15 protein-coding genes are annotated in these 23,132 nt (G+C 26.4%); 2 read left to right on the forward strand and 13 right to left on the reverse strand.

Features of this window, described 5'->3' with window-relative positions:
- Positions 1 to 14 precede the first annotated feature (14 nt).
- From N8G13_RS02460 to N8G13_RS02495, 8 genes are all read right to left on the reverse strand, one after another.
- Positions 15 to 3,374, reverse strand: coding sequence for a type I restriction enzyme subunit R domain-containing protein (locus tag N8G13_RS02460; protein WP_262289324.1), 3,360 nt, complete (start codon positions 3,372 to 3,374; stop codon positions 15 to 17).
- Positions 3,374 to 4,111, reverse strand: a complete 738-nt coding sequence (locus N8G13_RS02465; RefSeq protein WP_262289325.1) for a triose-phosphate isomerase — start codon at positions 4,109 to 4,111, stop codon at positions 3,374 to 3,376. Before N8G13_RS02465 ends, N8G13_RS02460 begins: the two co-directional genes overlap by 1 nt.
- Positions 4,112 to 4,191: 80 nt before the next feature.
- Positions 4,192 to 4,713, reverse strand: coding sequence for a hypothetical protein (locus N8G13_RS02470; RefSeq protein WP_262289326.1), 522 nt, complete (start codon positions 4,711 to 4,713; stop codon positions 4,192 to 4,194).
- On the reverse strand, positions 4,694 to 7,210 hold the full coding sequence (locus N8G13_RS02475; RefSeq protein WP_262289327.1) for an ATP-binding cassette domain-containing protein: 2,517 nt from the start codon (positions 7,208 to 7,210) through the stop codon (positions 4,694 to 4,696). The genes N8G13_RS02470 and N8G13_RS02475 overlap by 20 nt, the downstream gene beginning before the upstream one ends.
- A complete protein-coding gene (locus N8G13_RS02480) occupies positions 7,200 to 8,315 on the reverse strand; it encodes an ABC transporter ATP-binding protein (RefSeq protein ID WP_262289328.1) in 1,116 nt (371 codons plus the stop codon). The genes N8G13_RS02475 and N8G13_RS02480 overlap by 11 nt, the downstream gene beginning before the upstream one ends.
- 9 nt (positions 8,316 to 8,324) lie before the next feature.
- A complete protein-coding gene (locus N8G13_RS02485) occupies positions 8,325 to 9,608 on the reverse strand; it encodes an ABC transporter permease (protein ID WP_262289329.1) in 1,284 nt (427 codons plus the stop codon).
- The gene (locus tag N8G13_RS02490; protein WP_262289330.1) at positions 9,598 to 10,689 is read right to left on the reverse strand and encodes an ABC transporter permease; all 1,092 of its coding nucleotides are present in this window, start codon (positions 10,687 to 10,689) and stop codon (positions 9,598 to 9,600) included. The genes N8G13_RS02485 and N8G13_RS02490 overlap by 11 nt, the downstream gene beginning before the upstream one ends.
- 16 nt (positions 10,690 to 10,705) lie before the next feature.
- Positions 10,706 to 14,017, reverse strand: a complete 3,312-nt coding sequence (locus N8G13_RS02495; RefSeq protein ID WP_262289331.1) for an OppA family ABC transporter substrate-binding lipoprotein — start codon at positions 14,015 to 14,017, stop codon at positions 10,706 to 10,708.
- Between the two features lie 602 nt (positions 14,018 to 14,619).
- Between N8G13_RS02495 and N8G13_RS02500 the strand changes: the two genes are divergently transcribed.
- A complete protein-coding gene (locus N8G13_RS02500) occupies positions 14,620 to 15,165 on the forward strand; it encodes a deoxycytidylate deaminase (RefSeq protein ID WP_262289332.1) in 546 nt (181 codons plus the stop codon).
- 27 nt (positions 15,166 to 15,192) lie between these two features.
- Here N8G13_RS02500 and N8G13_RS02505 read toward each other — a convergent pair whose 3' ends face one another.
- From N8G13_RS02505 to N8G13_RS02520, 4 genes are read right to left on the reverse strand one after another with little or no spacing between them, the layout of a single operon-like run.
- Complete coding sequence (locus N8G13_RS02505; RefSeq protein WP_262289333.1) at positions 15,193 to 16,110, reverse strand: DHH family phosphoesterase; 918 nt, start codon at positions 16,108 to 16,110, stop codon at positions 15,193 to 15,195.
- 3 nt (positions 16,111 to 16,113) lie between these two features.
- A complete protein-coding gene (locus tag N8G13_RS02510) occupies positions 16,114 to 18,288 on the reverse strand; it encodes a PhnE/PtxC family ABC transporter permease (RefSeq protein WP_262289334.1) in 2,175 nt (724 codons plus the stop codon).
- Complete coding sequence (gene phnC / locus N8G13_RS02515) at positions 18,288 to 19,184, reverse strand: phosphonate ABC transporter ATP-binding protein (protein ID WP_262289335.1); 897 nt, start codon at positions 19,182 to 19,184, stop codon at positions 18,288 to 18,290. The genes N8G13_RS02510 and phnC overlap by 1 nt, the downstream gene beginning before the upstream one ends.
- 9 nt (positions 19,185 to 19,193) lie before the next feature.
- Positions 19,194 to 20,468 carry a PhnD/SsuA/transferrin family substrate-binding protein gene (locus N8G13_RS02520; RefSeq protein WP_262289336.1) on the reverse strand — a complete coding sequence of 425 codons (1,275 nt, stop codon included), beginning with the start codon at positions 20,466 to 20,468 and terminating at the stop codon, positions 19,194 to 19,196.
- Positions 20,469 to 20,778: 310 nt separating this feature from the next.
- On the opposite strand from N8G13_RS02520, the gene N8G13_RS02525 reads away from it, so the two are divergent.
- Positions 20,779 to 22,152: an FAD-dependent oxidoreductase gene (locus tag N8G13_RS02525; protein ID WP_262289337.1), complete on the forward strand. Its 1,374-nt coding sequence runs from the start codon at positions 20,779 to 20,781 to the stop codon at positions 22,150 to 22,152.
- Positions 22,153 to 22,198: 46 nt separating this feature from the next.
- Here the strand turns inward: N8G13_RS02525 and arcC are convergent, their stop codons facing one another.
- Entirely contained in the window at positions 22,199 to 23,131 is a 933-nt protein-coding gene (gene arcC / locus N8G13_RS02530) for a carbamate kinase (RefSeq protein ID WP_262289338.1), read from the reverse strand.
- Position 23,132: the final 1 nt, after the last annotated feature.

A 23,132-nucleotide genomic window follows, 5' to 3' on the forward strand; every position in this document is an offset into this window, starting at 1 on the left:
CCACAAAACAACAATTATTGTTGTTTATTATTTATCTTTTTTTCAAAAAAGTATCTTATACATTTTATTTTTGCTGAGTTAGATTTTTCTATATCTTTTATATCAGGGAATTCAACTTTACAGAATTTAACTAAATTATCAATATGTTCTTTATCTTTAATTAATCGAAAAATGTATTTATATTTTAAAATCTGTTTTTGACTTAAATCCATATCTTTATAGTCTTGAAAATCCTCTGCACTAATTCCTGTTAATTCTAAAAAATAATTTATATCATTTTCGCGTTTTTTATTTTTATATTTATCAATATATATAGAAATTTCTTCAAAAATATTACTAAAAAATATATCGTAATTCTCAATTACATAAATATTATCATTAATTTCTTTTATTAACTCTTTTATAATCATCTGATCATTATATTCATATCATTTTTGCTTTTCTTCTAAAATATCAATTATTTTATCTTTTGTCAAAGGTTTTTTTAAATTTTCTAAAAAGTTTTCATCCACTTTCATATTAAAGTTTGAATCAATATTGTTTGAATTATTTTCAAAAATTTCAAAATTTATTATGCTTCTTTCATCTATTTTGTTAGGATCTGAAGTTTGTTTTATTAAATTAACTAAATCTCGATATCTTTTCTTTAAAATATAAAACCATGTAATATCTTCTATTTTTTTAGAAATTACAGGGGATTGATGGAAATTTTCTCTTTCAATTTGATCTAAATAATATCATTTTTTTCTGTAGTTAAAAAGATTATTAAATGACTCTAAAAATTTTGTAATATTATCTTTTGTTTTTTGATCTAGATTTTGATATTCTGTTTCCATAGTATTAGTTGGAATTCTGCCATAATCTTCAGGAATATTCAGTTTTTGACGAATATTTTCAAGGTTATTATATTCTTGTAAAATTTTTGCAAAAAGTTTTTTAGGTTTGTATTCTTCAATAAAACCATTAAATTGATCTGGTGTAACATTTGCATACATTCTTAAAGCCATTTCTAAGTTATTTTTCATTTGAATTGGTTTTTTAAAGAAATGAACTTTTCCATAATTTTTATTTGGATAAATTCTATTTGTTCTGGAAATAGCTTGAATTATTGAGTATTTTTGACTTATTTCTTTATCAAAATAAATGGTGTTTACAAATTTAGAATCGTATCCTGTTAATAATTGATCAACAACAATTAATAAATCTAATTTTTGTTCTGAATTTCCTTTATCTTTTATTGTTTTGGTGATATTTTCTTCTTTTATATCTTGTGCTAGTCTTTTTTCAATATCTGTTTTAAATGTACCATCTCTTAAATGATCGCGAGCATTATAAGCGGTGTTGAAATCTTTATTATATTTATCTAAAAGTTCATTTAAAAATCGCGTGCGTTCTTCAAAATTAGCAGAATCAGAAGAAAGTGAAAAATCAAATAAAACTGATACTTTTATTTTATTTTCACTTTTTGACTTTGCAAGATCTTGTTGAAACTGTTTGTAGTATCAAATAGCTTCTTCGATGCTTGATGTTGCAAAAATACCGCTTCAGATTCTGGTTTTATTATCTTGTCTATCAGCAATTATTTCTTCTACTATTCATTTTTTATAATTATCACTTTCAAAATAACCAAGTGACTCTAATTTGTTTTCTAATTTTTGCTTTAAATCATTATTTTGTTCATTTTCTTCTAATAAACTTAAAAATGTTTGTCTTGCATTATCAAAATCATTTCGTGAAAAAATACTACTTCAAGAAGTTTGAACATATGTTTTATAAAATTGCGTTTTATCCCTTAAAAAACACTGAAATTTTTCAATATTATCTTGATGTTCCAGTGCTTTTGATTTCATTGAGTCTAAAACTCCATAAAATTCTAATAATTCTTTTCGATAATCTAATTTAATAGTAAAAGGTAGAACTTTTTTGTCACGAATTCCTTCTTGCATTGTATATTTATGAATTTCTTCACCAAAAATTTGTTGAGTTAAAGTTTTTTGTGATTCTTCATCTTCTTCATTTAAAATTGGTGTACCTGTAAAACCAATAACCATGGCATTTTTGAAATTTTGTTTGAATTGGATAAATCATTCTCCATCTGTTGAACGGTGTGCTTCATCAAATACAAATATAAATTTTTCAGTTTCAGCTTGGATAGTTTTTATTTCATGAATCAATTGAATTGAAGTTATTATTATTTCAGCATCTGGTTTTGATTCTAATTTTCTTTTTAAGAATTTTGAATTATCAGGCTGTGAAATTTTTATTATATATTTATCTTCTGAACTATCATCATTTGCATATTTTTGAAATTGAAATTTTGTTTGTTGATTTAGTGATCTTCTGTCAACTACATGAACTACTCTACGATCTGGGTATTTTCTTTTTAATAATTGAGCAAGTTTAAAACTAGTAAAGGTTTTTCCTGAACCTGTTGTATGTCAAACATAACCAATTTTATTTAATTGGTGTTCTTTTTGGCTTTCAATTACTTCTTCAACGTTTTTTAATGCTGCTTCAATAGCGTGAACTTGATAACTTCTTAAAACCATTAATTGGTCATTGCTTATGTTTGCTGCTGTGTATCTTGCAATTAAATGATGAGTAAGAGGAATTTGAAAAAATGTTTTCACTACTTGTTCATAGCCATGAATTTTTGAATTATCTTTATTTGTTCAGTTAAATCATTCGCTTGGTTTTGAACTTATATTTTGTGGATCTGTTTGATTTGGTGTATAAATCATTTCATTTTCAGACATTGCAACTAAAATTTGTACAAATTTATACATTACTTGATGCTTAGCATCATCATAAATTTTTCTTTTAAATAATTCTTCACTGTAATTTTTTAATTGATTTACAGCTTTTTGAATATTAGATCTTTCTTTTTTTAATTCAATGTTATAAATTGGTAAACCATTAATTAGGAGTAAAATATCAGTTCTTAATTCACTTTTTAATTTATTATCTGTTTGGAATGTTGTTTCAGTTGCTATTTGATAAATTGCATCAGGATTATCAAAATGAGCTTCAAATTCTTTACCTTTAAATAATTTTAAGTAAATAGGCTTGTTATTTTGAAAATAATCATAAGCCGGTAAAGTACCGATTTGTAAAAGATCGTGAATTTCAGTAACTGTTTGTTTTGCTAATTGACCTAAAATAATCTCGATATGACTTATATTTAATCTTTTATCTTTTAAAATATCTTTGTTAATAATATTCAGTATGTCACATCAATTTCGCTTTAAATCTTCATTATTTGCGTTTTTTATAACCTTTGGTATTGCATTATTATTTTGTGATTCTTTATTATCTCTGTAATGTATTTTTAAAAGTTCAACAATTCTATTTTGTAATTCGTATTCTGATTCCATTATTTTCCTAAATTTGATAAAATTTTATACATTTCAAAAAAACTTGTTGAATCTAAAGATGCATTACCAACTAAAAATCCTTTAATTTGCTTAATTTCAAGCAAATGTAAAATATTTGAAGGTTTAGCAGAACCTCCATACATAAAAGTTGTATGAGGCAATTTTTTTTCTAAAAAATCATATATTTCTTTTAAATGTTCATTTGAAGATACTAATCCAGTTCCAATTGATCAAATTGGTTCATAACTAACTATGATTTTTTCTGGATTTTGAACATCCTTTAATGCTTCTTCTATTTGATAAGTTAATGATTCAATTGTTTTATTTTCTTGATATTCTTCTTTTGTTTCACCAATACATAAGATAACATTTAAATCATTTTCAAGTGCATTTTTAATTCTTATGTTAATTAAAGATGGGTTATCTTGAAAATGTATTCTACGTTCTGAGTGACCTAATATTGTAAAATCTACCGATAAATCTTTTACTTGAGTTGCAGATACTTCACCAGTATATGCTCCTTTTTCATAAATTGAAATATTTTGTGATCCTAACTTTAATTCATTTAAATCGACTACGCTTTTTAAAGCTAAATTACTTGGACTCACTGAAATACCAACGTATATATTTGAATTTATATTTTCCTCACTTAATTCATTGAAATTTTTAACAAATTTTTGTTCTTCAGAAAATGTTAAATTCATTTTGTGGTTACCAATTAAATAATATTTATCCATTTTTTATCCTTTTTTATTAAATTTTAATTTAATTATAAATTAAAAATAAAATACTCACAAAAAATGCGAGTATTTTTGAGTTATATCATATAAGGTATTAATGATATTTGAATAAATATTGTTATGAAAATAAGTGTCCAAAAAATAAAACTTGATGATTTATATTCTGGTTTTCCATGGATTTTTGATTCTTTTTTAGGTTTTTGATTTTCTAATTGTTTTAATTCATATTGTGACATATTCCGTTTTTTTAACATCTCATTTTGCTTTTTAAAATTAAAAGTATCAAAAACATTTTGTAAAATCTTTTTTAAACCTGACCCAAAACCTTTTCTAATCATTAAACTAAGTACATTGATGCTAAAAATCATAACATTAGCAACAGTTAATGAATCAGAAATAGATTTTGTGTTTTTAAATGTATGTCTTACATTATTTTCATCAATTAAAATTGAGTCTTTTAACCAGTAGGCAAGAGTTAAAAACACGAATATATAAATTAAAATGTTTATCACTAAAAAAGAAACAGTATATAAATTAAACCCCTTTATTATTCAAGTTTTTAATTTATTATAAAAATTTTTAAAATGGTTTTTCTTCATTATTTTTTTGATTATTTAATTTAGTGTTTCTTGTTTTTCTAGCTTTTTCTAAATCTTCGAAACTTAATGCATCTTTTGTTTCAATTTTTAAAGTTTTTATTTCTTTTAAAACCTTTGTTCAATCATGTACTTGTTCATTAGTTCCGTATACATAATGCTCATCTTCAACTTGATATGTTTTTGGAATATTTGGGAATTTTTGTTGTTCAAGGTAGTCTAATTCAAAGCTAACGTTTTGGAATTTTTCATCAGCATTTGAAATTTTTGGAATAGCTTTGAATAAGTTTTTAGTATAAGGGTGAACAGGGGTGTCATAAATTGCTTCTGTTTTTCCACTTTCTACTATTTTTCCAAGGTGCATAATTTGTACACGATCTGCAACATATTCAATCATACTTAAATCATGAGCTATAAAAATTAAACCGATGTTTTTTGATTTACATAAATCTTTTAATAAGTTAACAACTTGAGCTTGAATTGAAATATCTAAACTTGCAATTGGTTCATCAGCCACAATGATTTTAGGTTCAGTAATTAAAGCTCTTGCAATAACAATTCTTTGTCTTTGTCCACCTGAAAATTCATGTGGATAACGGTATGCAAATTGTTTTAATAGTCCTACTTGTTCTAAATTTTTATAAATTATAGTTTTATATAATAAATTTTTAACACGATAACGAATAAATACATTTGTGTATAAAAATTCATATGCATTTAAAAGTCAAGGTGCTTTATTTTTAAGAATTTTACTTACAAAAGTTTCATTAATTCCTAAAAGTAAATCAATATCTGCAATATCTCTTAGTAAATATTTATATTCAATGTCAAAAGTTTTTTGGGTTTCTAGTTTATTTGTAACTATTGTACTATAGTTTAAAACAGCGAATTTACGTTTGTTTTTTTCTTCTTTTTCAGTTAATTGTTCAATTGATTCTTCAGTGTAAAAACTACTTATTGGTGCTTTTTGAATGTAATTTAAAAATTCTTTATGTACTTCTTTGAATTTTGCAGATAAATTAGTAATTTTATCTCTTAAACCATAATAAGTAGCATTAACATCTTTAATTTGTACATCTAATTCATCAATTACAGTTTTATTTTTTTCAACATATTTTTTAACTTCCTGAGCTTGAATATCTTTTGCTTTTTGTAGATTTTGTTTAATTGTTTCTAACTCTTCATTAGTAATTAAAGGTTGGTGTTTTTCTTTTAAAATTAAATTTAATTCATTTATTTTTTTGTCGAATTTTGCGAATTCATCTTTTATTTCCTGAATATTAGCTTTATTTTGTTCAACGTAATCATCATAATTAAAATTAAATGATTTTTCAATTGTATGATTTATTTTTTTTGCTAATTGTTTTTGGTAAGGAAATTGCAATTCTTCATTATAAAAAGCTAAAATATATTGTTTTAAGTCATTTACAAATCTTTTTACTTCACTAAATCCTAAATATCTTAGTTGAATTCTGGTTTTTTGTAATAACTTCAGTGCTTTTTTGTTTAAAAGTTCTCTTTTTAGGTTGTAAGCGTAATAATCTAAATCAGTTGCTAAAAGACGTGAATTTTTAATTAAATCTTTTTCGTTTTTAAATTCTTGATAAAAGTTTTTAAAAGTGTTTTGGTTAATTGTTTTGTAATCTTTTATATCTTTTGTAAATTTTGATTCTTGCGCTTTTATTTTTTCTACTTCATAGTATGCATCTAATTGTTGTTGAGAATATTTAACTTTTAAAAGTCCTTCATTTAATAATTTAGTTTGATTATTAACTTCAATTTCATCATATTCTAAAGTATTATCACGAAATTCTTTTTGTTTTTGGTAGTAGTATTCAATTAATTTAGTCGTATTTGAATACATTGCATTAATAACTTCACTTTCCATATTTTGTTTTTCTTCTAGATAAGCAAAATATGTGTTGAAATTATCTTCTAAATTAAGATTATTATCGAAATGAATATTATTTAATTCTTTTTCTCAATGTTCAACAAATTTTGTTGCAATTTTATTAAATTCATTTAAATTTTCTAATTCTAGGGTTTTTGTTTTTTTAGAAAATGTATATTTAAACATTTTTGTTACTTTATTTCAATCACTAAAAATGTCATGTAATTTTTCTTTCATTATTCCATTTACTACTAAAGGTTCTTTTAGTGTTGAATAAATAGTTTTTTGTCCATTTAAAGAAGCATGTGGATCTTGGAAAATCATTTGCATGTTTCTTCTTAGGAATTTATTACGACGTTTAGAAATTTTCTTACCACTTATAATTCTTCCATCTAAACGAACAAAACCATTATAATTATCATAAAGTCTAAGTAATGATCTACCGATTGTTGTTTTTCCTGAACCTGATTCACCGATTAATCCAACAACTTCACCTTCATGAACATTGAAACTAACACCATTTACCGCTTTATTTATGTGTCCATTATTTATAAAGTATTTCTTTAAATTATCTATTTCTAAAATAACTTTTTTATTATTATTGTTCATCTTTGTAAAATACCTTTCTAAATGATTCTAAACGTTTAACTAAATCTTCTCTTAAATGGACTTTTGGAGCATCAGGGTGTAATAGTCATGTTGCAGCTGAATGGGTTTTTGAAATTGGTATCAATGGAGGTTCCTTAATAAAATCAATTTCCATTGCATATTCATTTCTAGGTGCAAAAGGATCTCCTAAACCTAAATTAGCCATATCTGGTGGTGTTCCTTTAATTGAAAATAATCTAGCTTCTCTATCTTCTGGAACTGCACTTATTAAAGCTCAGGTATAAGGGTGAGCTGGAACGGTAAAAATTTCTTCTTTAGTTCCTCTTTCAACAATTCTTCCTGCATACATAACATAGATATAATCACAGAATTTAGCAACAACAGAAATATTATGACTAATTAAAATTATTGAAATTCCCATTGTGTTTCTAATGTTTTCAAATAATGCTAAAACAGATGCTTGAACTGTTGGATCTAATGCTGTTGTTGGTTCATCGGCGATAATAACTAGTGGTTTAAGAGCTACTACCATAGTAATAACAACTCTTTGTTTCATTCCTCCACTTAATGTGTGAGGGTACATGTAAAAAATTTCTTCTGCATTACGTAACCCGAATTGTTTTAAAAGACCAATTAAATATTCTTTTTTGTCTTTTAAAGAACGTTTTTTTCACTCTGGGTTATTATTAAGTGCATCTAATAATTGTTTTCCTATTTTTCTTGTTGGATTTAATGATGTTAAAGGATCTTGAGGAATATATCCAATTTTTGATCCTCTTATTTTTGTTCATTCTTTTTCTTTTTTAAATTTAGATAAATCAATATTATCAATAGACATTGTCTTAGAAGTTGTTAAAGTTCTTTCATTAACATTAATTAAAGCTTTTGAAGTAACAGACTTTCCAGAACCTGATTCACCTACTATACCTACTATTTGACCTTTTTTAATTTTAAGGTCAATACCTCTTATTATGTGTAATAATTGTTTTTTACCTAGCTTAAAACTAACATGTAAATCTTCAACATCTAAAACAGTGTCTTTTGTGTCTTCAGTTTCAATTTTTTCTGTATAAATATTTAAATCATATTCTTGTTTATTTTTCATGATTTTCTCCTATTTTTTAGATGTTTTAATAACTTTAGGATCTAGAGCATCATGAACACCTAAAGCAATAAATTGTAGTGATAATGATAATGTTAGTAGTATTAATGAAGGTAATAATAAGACTCAGAAATTATCAGGTGCTTGAGGAGTTGCATCAAGTAGTAATTGTCCTAAGTTTGCAGTTTCTGCATTTTTATAAAATCCTAAAAACGCCAATGATGCAATTGAAAGAATAATTCCTGGAATTCTTTGCACGAAACTAGTTGCTATTTTACCTATTATTGCAGGTAATGCGTGAGCAAATACTTGTCTTGATGTTGAAGAACCAATACTTTTTGCAGCAGTTATATATTCTTCATCTTTAACTGTAATTATAAACATACGAGTTCCTGAAACAGGTCATGCTCAACCAGTTATAACTAAAGCTGTTATTAACGCTGTATTTGAAACTCCCATAATTGAAACAAATAGTAGTAATCATATTAATGATGGAGGAGCTAAAAATATTTCAATAACTCTCATGAAGATTGTGTCAATTCACTTACCAACATGGAATCCTAAATAAGCTCCAATTGCTACTCCGATAAGTGTTTGTAAAGTTGCTACTATTAATGCTATTTTAATACTTTCAGCAGTGGCTGCTCAACTATTTGTTCAAATGTCATAACCATTAACATCTGTACCTAAAAGTGTATTAACTACTGGAAATGTTGAACGTATTTGAGAAATTTCTGTAGCAGTGAAAACATGTGAAGGATCAGCTAATAATATGTTTGAAACTTCAATTTTTAATAAATAAGCATCAAACATTATAAATGTGTTGTAAGTTACTGGGTAACTTTCTGATGCTGCTTGTAATTCTCCGACTTTAAAACTATCTAATAGAGGTTGAAAATAAGGTTGAAGATCTGCATGATCTCTTACTAAATTTCTAATATCTAAAAATGTTTGAAAGATACGGTTATTTGGTTTTAATAATACTGATTTTGTTTGTAAATATTGTGGAGGTAATAAAGTAATAAATTCTTTATCTACTTTATTTATAGGTTTATTTGGTGTATATTGTGTTGTTAAAGGAATAATAATTGAACATAAAAGTAAAACTATAAATGTAATAAATGCTAAGGTAACATAAGGATTTTTGAAAAATCTTTTTACAATTTCTACAAGCATTTTTTTAGGTTTACCTGCAATGTTTGAAGAATGTAATGAATCTGGATTGCTTACATATTTAATTTTTTCTTGTAAATTTGTTCCCAGATTATAGCGATTATTAAATTCATTAGCTTGCATCTGCTTCTCCTTTATTTAATAAATTTTCTTGTAAAAATGATTTTTCTATTTTTTTTCTTTCAATGTATGCTTGTAGATATGCTAATCTGTTTTTTCCACTTGATGATGAATATTTAATACGTGGATCTAATATTGCATAACTTACGTCAGTAATTATTTCTGTTATAAGTGATAAAAATGTAAAGAATAAGGTACTAAACATAACAACATTTCTTTCACCTGATGGGAAGGCTTTTGCTATTATTTGTGAAGTTCCTGGAACATTTCAGTATACTTCAACAATAATAGATCCTGTTAATAAAACAACATAAGAAGGGAAAACAATACTGAAAATAGGAATAGAAATATTTCTAAAAACGTATTTTCTAAAAATTTCTAAATTACTTAATCCTTTTGTTTTTGCAATTAAAACATAATTACTTGTTAAAACAGTTATAACTTGGTTACGTGTATAAGAAGTATATCCAGCTAATGATCCTAATGTAACAACAAAAATAGGTGTTAAATATGACTTAATAACAACACTCATAGGTTGTCCATCACCTGGTTTAAATACCGTTGAAGGAAGCCCTGAATTAATTGCAATGTTTATTGCAATAGGAGCAATAATAAATGAAGGCAATGCGATAAAAATTAATACAAAAATATTAATTCCACTATCTAATAATGTTCCTCGTTTATATCCTGCAAAAGTACCTAAAATTATTCCTGTTATTGCACTAACTATAAAAGCTGGTAATGATATCATAATTGAATATTTTAGTGGTTTGAAAAATAGTTGTGGCATTGTGGTTATTTCTGCACCAAATGGATTGTTTTGTCCATTAAACACAAAACCAAAATCACCACTTAAAAATTTACCAATATATGTAAAATATTGTGTTAAAACATTTTTATCTCACCCGTATTTCATTTCTTGTTCTTTAACAAATTGTTCAATGTTTGGAACTTTATTGTTAATAGCAAGTTCCCTAAATGGGTTTGTAGTACTAAAAGTTGCAATTAGTACATATGAAAATAGAGATATTATAAATAATGTAAGGATAGCAAAAGCTATCCTCTGTAAAATATATTTTGACATGGTTAATACCTATCTATTAAAGTTTTATTTTTCAATCTGCGTAATGTTCTATACCACTTTGTTGTAATGGAGATTCATAACCTTTTTGTAATAAGAAAGGTGCAAAATCTTCAGATGATATTGATTGATTTGAATCAAATTGTGCTGGTGATAAGTAGTTTGATAATTCTACAGCAAGTTCAATTAAATCTTCATTTGTTTTATTTAATATGTAGTTTGTTCAGAATTGTCCTGAGAATGTTCCTGTTGAAGTTTTAACCCCTTCAGATAAATCAACTACTGCTGACGTTTGTATTTGGTATTTTAATAATAATTCAGGTAATTTAGTTATATCTACTGTTCCAAATGATATTTTGTTTTGTTTTAATCTTTCATTTGTGTATTTTACTAATGCTTTAGCTGCATCTACCATTTGTGGGAATGAAGTTTGTAATTTACCTTGTAATTCTGCTGATTGACCAATTGCAAATAATTGTGGAATTAAATTACCTTGTCATGAAAATCCATCGAACCCTGAACCTATTGTGTTAAGGTCATATCCTCATCCATTGAAATCAGTTCCTGATCCTCATATTAATTTATAGAATTCTTGAGCATTTGTTGGTGTTTGTAATTCAGTATCAATACGAGAATCTAAAGCTTTAACAACTTCAATTGCATTTCTTGTTGATTGTAAGTAAGCATTTGAAGGGTTTAAATATGGATAGAAGTAAGTAAATTTAACTTTTTGATCAGCGAATGTTGGATTTTGTTTGTATAATTCATCCAATAATTTTTTCATTTGAGCTTTTATTTGTTCAAAACCAGCTGATTTATATTGAGCTAATTCTTCTGATGTTCCTTTGAAAGTATCATAGTTATTAGCGGGAGTAATTTCATTTCCTATATTTGTACCAAAATCAATTTTTGCTAAGTTTGAATCTAATGCAAATAATGAGTTAACTTTTTCATAAGCTTCACGAACTGTTTTTAATTTAGCACTAGTTTGATCTTTTCCAGCTATACTTGCATCTGGTGCAAGGTGAGCTAAGTATGGTTTACCAACTTGTGAAGTTAGCGCATCAATATATTTTGATCAGTTTATTGCTGCTGAAATTAATGTTCTAAATTGTAATCCTGTTCCTGCTATGAATGTATCTAAACTCTTAACCTGTCCATCTGCTATTTCACGTAATGAACTTCCTCACATTAATTTTGCATAAACATCATTAAATGAGTAATATTGAGCTGGATTTGTTGTTGTTGGAACCTCTAATTGTTCAAATGAAGCCGGTACTGGTTGTAGTAATAATCTTGAAATAAAACTAGTTTTATTTAAAGATTGTAATGAACGTAATCCATATTCTATAGGATCTTTATTAATTGTGTTTTTTGCTTGTTGGTTTAGTGATGAATAAGGAATTCTTGTTGTTGTTCCTTCACGGTATTTTGCTCATTGTCTTTGGTCAAATATTCCTGCATCCACTGGTGCTTGTTGATAAATACTTTCAATTACTTTAATACTTTCAGTTGAATTTACTCATTCTTGATTGAAGAAGTGTGGGTTTTGTTTATATGTTTCTTTTAATGATCTGAATCCTTCTGCATAATATGGTCCAGCATATAATGTATTTTCTGCAGGATTCATTCCGTATCAGAATATTCCAAATTGACCAACTTTAGTGCTTAAGAAAGTATCTTGTTTAATTTTTTGTAATAAGCTATTAGCACTAGTTTCATTATATGAAACAATTTCCATTGTTTTATCAGCTGTTTTTTCTTTAATGTAATCACTAGGCGCTGCTATAAAGTCATTTGAATCACTAAATGATGTAAATAATTCTGTTCCTAAAATATTTGTTGTGTCATCTAATGGTGTAAATGTTAGAGCTTCTTGACCTTTATATTCATTTTCACCTTCAACACTTGTTATAAATTTAGCTCTATCGTAGAAATCTGATGATTTAACATTGTAAAGTTCATAAACATATTCATTTGGATATGTATCAGATTTAGTAAATGTTGTTGAACCAGCAGGTAATAAGCTATTCATTTCTTGTTCTAATTCTTGAGTTGAACCATTTGCTAAACGTGTTTTTTGTGAGTGTAAAACTGTTCTCATTCATGAGTAGTAGTAGTCATCTGCTTTTGTGGTGTATTTTGTTTTTTCACCATTTGATGTTACTCATGGAGTTTCTCTTACAACTACTTGTAATTTTTTAATTTTGTTTAGGCTATTTAAAAATTCTTTTGAGTTAATTGAACGTGAATCGCTTGAAAATGCTTGAACGTATAGTGATGAATATGTTCCATCAGTATTTTGTGAATCGGTTTGTGAATTTAAATCATCAATTTTATCATTATCATAAACCTTAACAGTACCATCTGCTAATGTAACTACAACAGCTTTCGCTCCCTCAAATGTATATTTTCAGAATGATGGTTTATTAATTTTTGTAACAACTTTAAAGTTATCATCTTGAGTTTTTGAAAGCTCTGGTTCATTTAAAGGTGTAGTTCTTAAAAGTTTTAATGATACTTGTAAGAATTTAGAAGTTTGAATTTCTGAACCATATGATCATGAACCGTCGTAATCAAATCCATTTAATGAGTTTGCAGTATTATATTCATATGAATATGTTTTACGTTGCGCAGCAGTTACAATACCACCAGTTGAAGTTGTGTTAATATCCCTTACTAATGTATTGAAAGTTAAAACATGTTTTTTATAATTACTTGATGCATTATCTAAAACTTCTTGTAATTTTTTAGCATCTTCATATAAAACTTTTGATTCTAAAGTTTCCATTTCTTTTTGTTCTTCAGCACTTTTATCTGCTTTAGCTTTTAATGTTGTTAATTTTTGAGTTTCTGCTTCTGTTAATGGAGTAAATTTATTTTCCAAATCTTTAAATTCAGCTGTTTCTTGATCTGTTTTTGGATCTTTTTTTGATAATGCTTTATATTTTATTAAAGCTTCATTATATTCAAAAACAGTTAAATTATTTTTTGTTCCATATGTTGTTAATGCACTATTTATTGAAGTTAATTCTTTTTCAAGAGTAGTTTTTAATCTTGAAGCTAAATTTTCTTCACCAGTTTTACCTTTATCATTATATTGTTTTACTAATTTATCAGTTTCTGATGAAAGTGATTGTAGTTCTTGTTTGTAAAATTCTAAACTTTTTACATAACTATTTTTTGCCTCATCTGAAACCTGTTTCTCCTGAGTTGTTGAAACGGTTTCTTGTTTAGCGCAAGCAGCAGCAACCGAGGCACTTAAAACAGTTACGGCAGCACTTAGCGCTATTCCCGAAACAAGAAATTTAAACTTTTTTAAATTTTTCATATCTCTCCTTAATTTACAATTTTGTTTCTTTGAAGTAGAAATTTAATTGATTTTTTATAATTTATTTACAAAATTTATTAAAAAAAGCTAACAAAATAAACTTTTTCAAGTTTAATTGCTAGCTTAAATATACTTTTAATTCTGTTATCATTACAGTTATATTTTTTTAAGAAATTTTGCAATCAAATTTGAAAGCTATTCATTTTTTCATATTAAGTCACTTAATAATAATATACATGCTAATAATGTTCATAGCTTTAAAATTTGAATAGTTAAAAAATGACCCATTATTTGTGTCAGAATTATTCATATTTTTTCCATTAAATAATGTATTTATTTCCATAACTATCGATATAATTATATCACTTTGTAAAAAAAATCTACTTTTTTAATTTATTTTTTCAAAAAACTTTTAACTCATAATATAAAAAATAAAAATAAAATTTTTCATGTTTTTATGATATAATAATTTTGATTCGATCACACAGTGATTGGATTTATTGTAAATGTCTAACCGAGGAAAATCCTTATTTCAATGAATAATAGTTAGCACAGCTGCGGGGGTTGCTAAATTTTTTATTATCTTGTGATACAATTAAGAAATGAAAAAAATATTTTTAACTGAAAATGGTAGCTTAAAATGAGATTATTATTTCATGTCACTCGCTAAACTTTCTGCTATGCGTTCAAAAGATCCAACTACAAAAGTAGGAGCTTGTATAGTAAGTGATTCAAATCATGTTATTAGTGTAGGATATAATGGAATGCCAAAAGTTGTTTCTGAAGTATCTGAAACACAAAATATTGATAATGATAAAATTTTTAGCTGAGATAGACCTAAAACTAAAGATGATATTAAAAATTCTAAATACACTTATGTAGTTCATGCAGAAGCAAATGCAATTATTAACGCTAATTTAACAAATAGTAATATTAAACCTAATTCCACCATTTACATAACTCACTCACCTTGCTTTAATTGTGCTAAATTAATTGTTCAATCAAAAATTACAAGAGTAGTTTATGCAAATGAATACAGAAATGACTCAGAGGAATGAGAGAGTAGTTTATATATTTTAAAGTCTATGGGTGTGGAATTAATAAAACTAGAAAGAGATTTTGATATTAACATAACTGAAAAAGAATAAAATAAAAATCAAGCGCGCTTGATTTTTTTATAAATTATTTATGTATGAAATAACCTCTGGTATTTGTTGGTTATTTTTAATAATAAAACCGCTTGAATTATGATGACCGCCGCCGCCAAAACGAATTGCTATTTTTGAAACATCAAAATTTCCTTTTGATCTTATTTCGACACGGTAATCACCTTGAGTTCTTTTTAAAAAAGCAATTGCAATTTCGGTTGTTGTTATTTCTACAAATTTAGCAACTAGCGGTCTTGCTAAATCATTTGTGACAATTTCTTCAGAAACAACTCATGAAACATTTTTTGAAATATATTTATTTTTACAGATTTCAAAAATAAACTCTATTTCTTGTTCGTTTAATTGCATTTTTTGTAACAAAAAACTATAATTTAAATTTCTTTCAAAAAGAATTTGCATCGCCTCAAATGTCTGTTGTGAAATATTTCTTTCTTTAAAAAATTCAGTGTCTGTTAATATAGCAGAAGCAGTGGCTTCTAATGCTAAATCATTAGTTTTTAAATTTAAATACTTAATCAACATTGCAACCAATTGTCCAGTTGCGGGTCAATTATCACCGCCTATTTCAAATAGTCACTCATTTTCATGTGGGTGATGATCAATTTTAATAGCTTCAGTCGTTATTACTCTTTGATCATATATTCTTGATTTAGTTGATGTATCAACAACAACCTTTAAACTTTTTTTAAAAAATGCATCTGAAACTAAGCGAGGTTCAAAATCAACTAAAAACATCAAATTACGCGGATAATCTTTTCCTGAAATTTGAACTTCTTTAATTTTTGGAGAATTTAATAAAATTAATTCTTTTAGTGCAACAGCACTGCCTAATGTATCGCCATCTGGTTCAACATGAGTAAATAAAGTAATGTATTCAGCATCTAAAATGTAATTTCAAAATTCTTTTAATTGTTTTTCTAACATATTTTAAACTCTCTGCGTTTTACTTTCAAAGAATTTTGAAGTTGATTTATCATAAGCTCTTAATGCATATTTTAATTTTTTAAATATTTTAAAATTATTTACTTTACGTGGATTTTCTTTTCAATTATTCATAAAAGCATTTTTTTGAATATTTTTTAATGTTTTAGAAATTGTTTTATATTCTTTACGTATATCTTGTTTTTGTTGTAAATATTCCAATAATTGTGATTTTGTAGTCTCATTATATGTTGTTTGAGTTAAAAAATATTTATTAATATTTTCACCATTAAATTTTGCAATTTCAAATTTTGCATTTCTTAAGTCGTAAATAAAGGGCATTTTATTTGCAGTTGCAATTGCAAGTGATTTAAGTAAAGTTTTAGTTCTTAAATATTTTTTTATACGAACATTTTCTTCTAAGAAATAACCGTTAATTATTTTTTTTCTTAAAATATTAGAAATTTGTTCAATGATTAACAATAAAACAATTGTAAATATTAAATATGAACTTAAAGAACTTCAATAACGAATATCAGCAGAATAAACAATGATTTGATAACCATAATTACATGCTCCCACGGCTCCTATAACAACTGTTGATTTAAAATTAATTTCAATTCTGTATAGGAAATTAGATAATGTTTGTGGTAATATTTCTTTTAAAATTCCCACTCTTATTTTTGTTCACATTGAAGCACCAACACTATCAAGTGACTGGAAAATTTTATCATCTATTTTATCTACACTTTCAGTAATTAATTTACCAAGCATTCCAATACTATGAATTCCTAAAGCTAGAGTTCCTGCTCATATAATTGAATCTTTTTGTCATAATAAGAAAATAAGTGCATATGTAAATGGTGGAATTGCTCTAATTGCAATTATTAAGAATTTAAATAATAATGAAATAAATAATCCAGTAACTTTTCTTGAAGCTAATATCCCTAAAATTAAACTTAAAAATAAACCTATTACACTCGCTAAAACTGAAATAGCTAAAGCTTCCATTCCTAAAATAATTGGATTATCTCCACTATCTCATCTAAATAATGATCAATTTGGATTAAATAATTCTTTTACTCCTTCATTAAAATATGCTAATCCACCAGGACCTGCTGTTTTAAATTCAATTGAAAATAATGAAGCAATAAATAAAACAAACACAAGAATTGATACAGAAACCTTAATGTAAATATTTTTAGGTTTTTGAGCTTTTAATTGTTGTAATTTTGTTTCAAAATCTGCAGTTTCATCAATTTTTGGATGTTTTGCAGAATAATCAAGAATTCATTTTTTAACTAAAAATGTAAAAATTTCTAATAATATCATAAACCCGATAAGGATTCAAATTGCAATTGATAAGTGACCAAAATGGTTTGGAACAGCGTATTCATCTGCCATTAATTGTCCAATTGTTGCAATTCCAATAATACTTAAAATTGCAGCAAAACGAACAACCATTTCAAAACTATAAAATCCATAACTTACAATTCTTTTTATTAAGTATGGAAGAATAGATTTTTTAAATGCTATTCATTTTTTATTACCAATTGATTGAAGGCCATAATAGCTACTTACATCATAAGTATCTAAATCCTCATAAAGTCATTTTGCCATTAGTGAAGCTACAAATATTGAAATAGAAATACTTGCAACTAATGATGGTGACAAAATGAAATAAATTATATAAGCATACACAACTGGAGGTATTGTTCTTAAAATACTCATAAATGCACGCATTGGTAAATATATTCACGGTGTTTTAATAAAGTTTTTAGAACTCAATAAAGCAATGGGAACACTTATAAAAATACCCAAAATTGTTCCTAAAATAGAATAAGAAATTGTTTGTCATAGTAATCTAAAACTTTCTACAACAGTATCTGAAACAGTTATATCTGTTTTACTTCCAATTTCTGCATTGCTAAAATTAAAGAAATTTGCTATCAAAGTTCCAAAAGTTTTTGAATTTTGAAAATCAGGTTTAACTTTATTAAAAAGTAAAATTATTACAATAACACTAATTATTAAAGTTCCTACAAATAAAAATGGAAATTTTTTAACAACTTTTTGTCCATTTATATCAATAAATTTAGGGCTAAAATAATTAACTATTGATTTTTTAGCTCTTTTTAATTTAAAACATAGGTTTTTAAATTCAAATAATTTTTTTTGCATTATTTAAATTCCTTAATTTTTGTTTTAATTTCCTCTTGAATCATTTGTCTTTTTCTTTTAGTTTCTTCAAATTGTTGACTATCAAATTGTTCTAATTGCTCACCATAAATATTTTTTAATACTTCTAAATTTACTTTATTTCAGCTGTCATCAAAAACAACCATACCTTTTTTAATACCAATAATTCTATCAGCATATTGTAGTGCTAAATCAACATGGTGTAGGTTTGCAACAACAGTTATTTTATCCATTTTATTTACCAATAAAAAACCATCCATAACAGATTTTGCCATAATTGGATCTAATGCCCCAACAGGTTCATCAGCTAAAATTATTTTTGGTTTTTGAGCTAATGTTCTTGCCAACGCAACACGTTGCATTTGTCCACCACTTAAGTCTTTTGCTCTATCATAAGCATTTTCTAAAATATTAACTTTAGCTAAACATTGATATGCAAAATTAATATCTTCTTTTTTATATCAACCAATAAATGATCTAAATGAATTCATTTGTGGCAATCTAGCTGCTAAAACATTTTGTAAAACACTAATATTATCAATTAAGTTATACCCTTGAAAAACAATTCCCACTTTGGTTCTATATTGTCTTAAAGCTTTACCTTTTAAATCATTTACATTATATGGACCAACTTGTAATGTTCCAGTTGTAATTTCATTTATTTTATTGACTGTTTTTAATAATGTAGTTTTCCCTGCACCAGAAAGACCAATAATTGCAACAAATTCTCCTTGTTTTATAGAAAGATTGACGTCAGTTAAACCTTTCTTACCATTTGGATAGGTTTTATTAACATCACGTCAATCTATATTTCAATCATTTGTTGCAATAATTTCAGTATTTTCTAAACGATTTTTTTTATTTTTGAAATATTGCATTTTAACTTCCTAATCTTTAAATGATTTAAATCCTTCAAAGTGTTTTTTGAATCATGCTTCTGGGAAAATATATGATGCAGAAGATGTTGTTGAAGTATATGCAAATGAAATTAAATCTTTTACTTCACTTCATGGTAATTTTCAGTTATTACCTTGATTTTTTAATGCTTCTTGAATTTTTTTAGCGATTGGTGAATCTTTTTTAGCCATAATATATGAACGGTAAAATCCAACTACTGGTAATGAACCATTTCCTGCTGTAATTAATCCATCTACAACATCTTTTAGTGTTTTTGAATAACCATTTTCAGCATCAACAGCTTTGGGTGCTTTATCAGCTTGTGCAGGAATGTATAATAAATTTTTTTCTCCTGCGGCAATATTAAATGTTTTGTAACCATTCATTGCATCGATTAATATTTTTTCATCTTGAATAGCAGGTGTAGTTGTATTTTCAATTGATAAGTAAGGATCAACAATTTGAACTCCTCTTCCTGCTACTAAAATAAAGTTAGTTCCTTTTCCCTGTTGTGCTCATGAACCTGCTGGTAAAAATGCCAAGTCTATGCTTTTTTCTTTTAAAGCAGTAGCTGCAGTATTGTATTCAGTTGCAGTAGTAATTTTTACATTGTATCCTTTTGTTTTTAAGTAATTTTCTAATGCTTGTGAAGCAATTCTAACTTCAGCTGGGTCGTTTGAAGGAATGAATTGCATTTTAAATGCTTCTGAATTTGCTTTTTGAACATATCCATTTTCTGTTTTTTCAAAATAATCAGATCCATCAACTAATGGAGTTTGATAAGCATTAACTTTTGTTCCTTTAGTATCTACTGCAATTTTTGCATTTTCAGCAATTGTTGAATAATCGTTGTGGTTGTACACTTTGAATACAAATTTATTTTCACCATTTGTACCTTTAATTTGTAATTCTTTTGCTTCTCTGTCTTTAATTGCAGCTTTTAAAATTGCTTGAATAGCTTCAACATCGCCCCTTTTTAAATCTGGTCTTACTTGTACACCATCATTTGCAATAACTTCTGTTGCACCAACAACTACTAAGTTACTTCCATTTGAAATTAGTGATCTTGTATCACCTCATCCACCTGCTAGAGTTGCAGTTCCTAAATCAAGTTTTGTCATTTGGTCTGAATAACCATTTGCTTTAACTAATAAAGAATTTGTATCATTTTTAGCACATGAAGCAGCAATAACCGGCATTGATGCTAATGCAGCCACTAATCCGAAAGTAGCAGCTGAAAATAGTAATTTTTTATTTTTTTTCATTGTTCCTCTAAATATGTAATATTGTAATGTAATATAGAAAGTATTAATAAGTATTAATACATTTAAAAATTTAACACAAAATATAAAAAAACACTAAACAAAAAATATAAAAAAATATATTAACAAAAAAAAATAACCTTTTATTATCTAAAAAAACATAATAATTTAAAAAATGTTCAAAACGTTCTTTTTTTTTGCAAATTATTACAAAAAAAGCCATAAAAATTAACTTTAATTTTATTTTGTAAAAAACAAAATAATCAAAAACCTTATAATTATTATGTAATAAAATAAAAAAGGAAGAAAAAATATGAAAATTATTTTAATTGGTGCAAACCATGCTGGAACAAGTTTTTTAAGAACTTTAAAAACTATTAACCCAAATGCAGAAATAACAGCATATGATAGAAATGATAATGTTTCATTTTTAGGATGTGGAATTGCAGTTTGAGTAAGTGGAATGTTTGAAGATCCAAAAGGTTTATTTTACTCTAATCCAGATATTCTAAAAAATGAATATGGTGTTAATTTAAAAACAAATCATGAAGTGGTTAAAATTGACAGAGAGAAAAAACAATTAATTGTTAAAGATTTAAAAACAAATCGCGAATTTAAAGATACATATGATAAATTAGTGTTTGCTGGTGGAACTTGACCTATTGAACCTAATTTTCCAGGAAGGGAATACAAAAATATTGTTTTATCAAAATTATTCCAACATGCTCAAGAAATAGTACAAAGAGCAAATGACGATAAAATTCAAAATGTAGTAGTTGTTGGTGCTGGATACATAGGAGTTGAATTAGTTGAGGCATTTGTTCAAAAAGGAAAAAAAGTTACTTTAATAGACTTACAAGAAAGAGTAGCACCAAATTACTTTGATAAAGAGTTTACTGATATCATGGAACAAAACATGGTAAAAGATGGTGTTAATTTACATTTAGGTGAATCTGTTAAAGAATTCAAAAGTAAGGATGGAATCAATGTTTCAAGTGTTATAACTAATAAAGGTGAATACGATGCTGATTTAGTTATTTTATCAATTGGATTTAAACCAAATACAATTGCGCTAAATGATGTAGAAAAACTACCAAGTGGTGCCATTGTTGTTGATGAATTCAATAGAAGTGTAACAGATAAAGACATTTATGCAATTGGTGATTCATGTGCTTTATTAAATAAAGTAACAAATAAACCAACTCATACTGCATTAGCAACAAACGCAGTAAAAAGTGGTTTAATCGCAGCATTAAATTTAGCTAATGTAAACGTTGGATTCCCAGGAGTTGTAGGCACAAACGCTATTAATGTGTTTAACTGTCACTATGCATCAACTGGTTTAACAAAACAAATGGCTTTAAAATCAGGATTTGGTAGTGAAGAAGTTGCTGAAGTTTACTGAGAAGACAATGATAAACCAGAGTTTATGGATAATTTTGAAAAAGTCGCATGTAAAATTGTTTACAATCCAAAAACTTTACAACTAATAGGAGTTCAAATCGGTAGTTGAGGACAAGCAATTCACACTGAAGTTATTTATATGTTCGCTTTAGCTTTACAAAAGAATCTTACTTTACCTGAAATAGCTTTAACAGATGTTTATTTCTTACCACATTTTAACAAACCATTTAACTTTTTCTTAGTTCCAATGTTAAAAGCACTAGGTATAGATTATAAAGCTTAAAAAATAAACTAATAAAAATTCCCTATTATAGGGAATTTTTTAATCATTATTTTGTAATTTTTGTTCCTGTTTTTTCATTAATAATATCTTCAAGGTCTTTTAAATCACCGATAAATGCTGCTTTTCCACCTTCATTTACGAATTTAATTGCAGCTTGCACTTTTGGTAGCATACTTCCGGGTGCAAATTGTTTTTCTTCGATATATTGTTCTAATTCTGAAACAGTAACATTTTTAAGAGCTTTTTGATCTGGTTTATTGTAATTTACCATTACATTGTCAATAGCAGTTAAAACAACGAAGTAATCTGCCTGGATTAAACTTGCTAATTTTGCTAATGCAAAGTCTTTATCAATAACACCATCTGTACCATCTATGTAACCATTTTCATCAGCGATTGTAGGTATTCCACCTCCGCCACCAACTACAACAGTAGCACCTGCTGAAATAGCGTTTTTAATTTGGTTAATTCCAACAAAGTTGATTGGTAAAGGACTAGCAACTACTTTTCTAAATCCTCTTCCCGCATCTTCAACTATAACTGAATTAGGGTTAGATTTTTCAGCATCTTCACGAGTTTTGTAAAATGGTCCTATTGGTTTAGTTGGATTTTTAAATGCTGGGTCATTTTTATCAACTAATGTTTGAGTTAAAATATATAATGCTTCTTGATTTGTTAATCCTTCATCTAAGAAAGCGTTTGTAATGGCACTTATCATATGGTAGCCAATATACCCTTGACTCATAGCTCCTGACTCCGGTAATGGAACCAAAGGAGATTTTTCATTTACTGAATGAGCACTAACAAATCCATTAAAAATCATTCCAACTTGTGGTCCGTTTCCGTGACCAATAATAACTTCGTGTCCTGCTTTAACTAATTCAGCAATTTTTTTAGCTGGTAATTTAACTAAATCTTTTTGTTCGCTAGGTGTATTACCTAAAGCGTTTCCACCTAATGCAATAACTATTCTTGACATA

This window comes from Mycoplasma zalophi, assembly GCF_025486335.1.
GTDB classification, from domain to species: domain Bacteria; phylum Bacillota_I; class Bacilli_A; order Mycoplasmatales; family Metamycoplasmataceae; genus Metamycoplasma; species Metamycoplasma zalophi.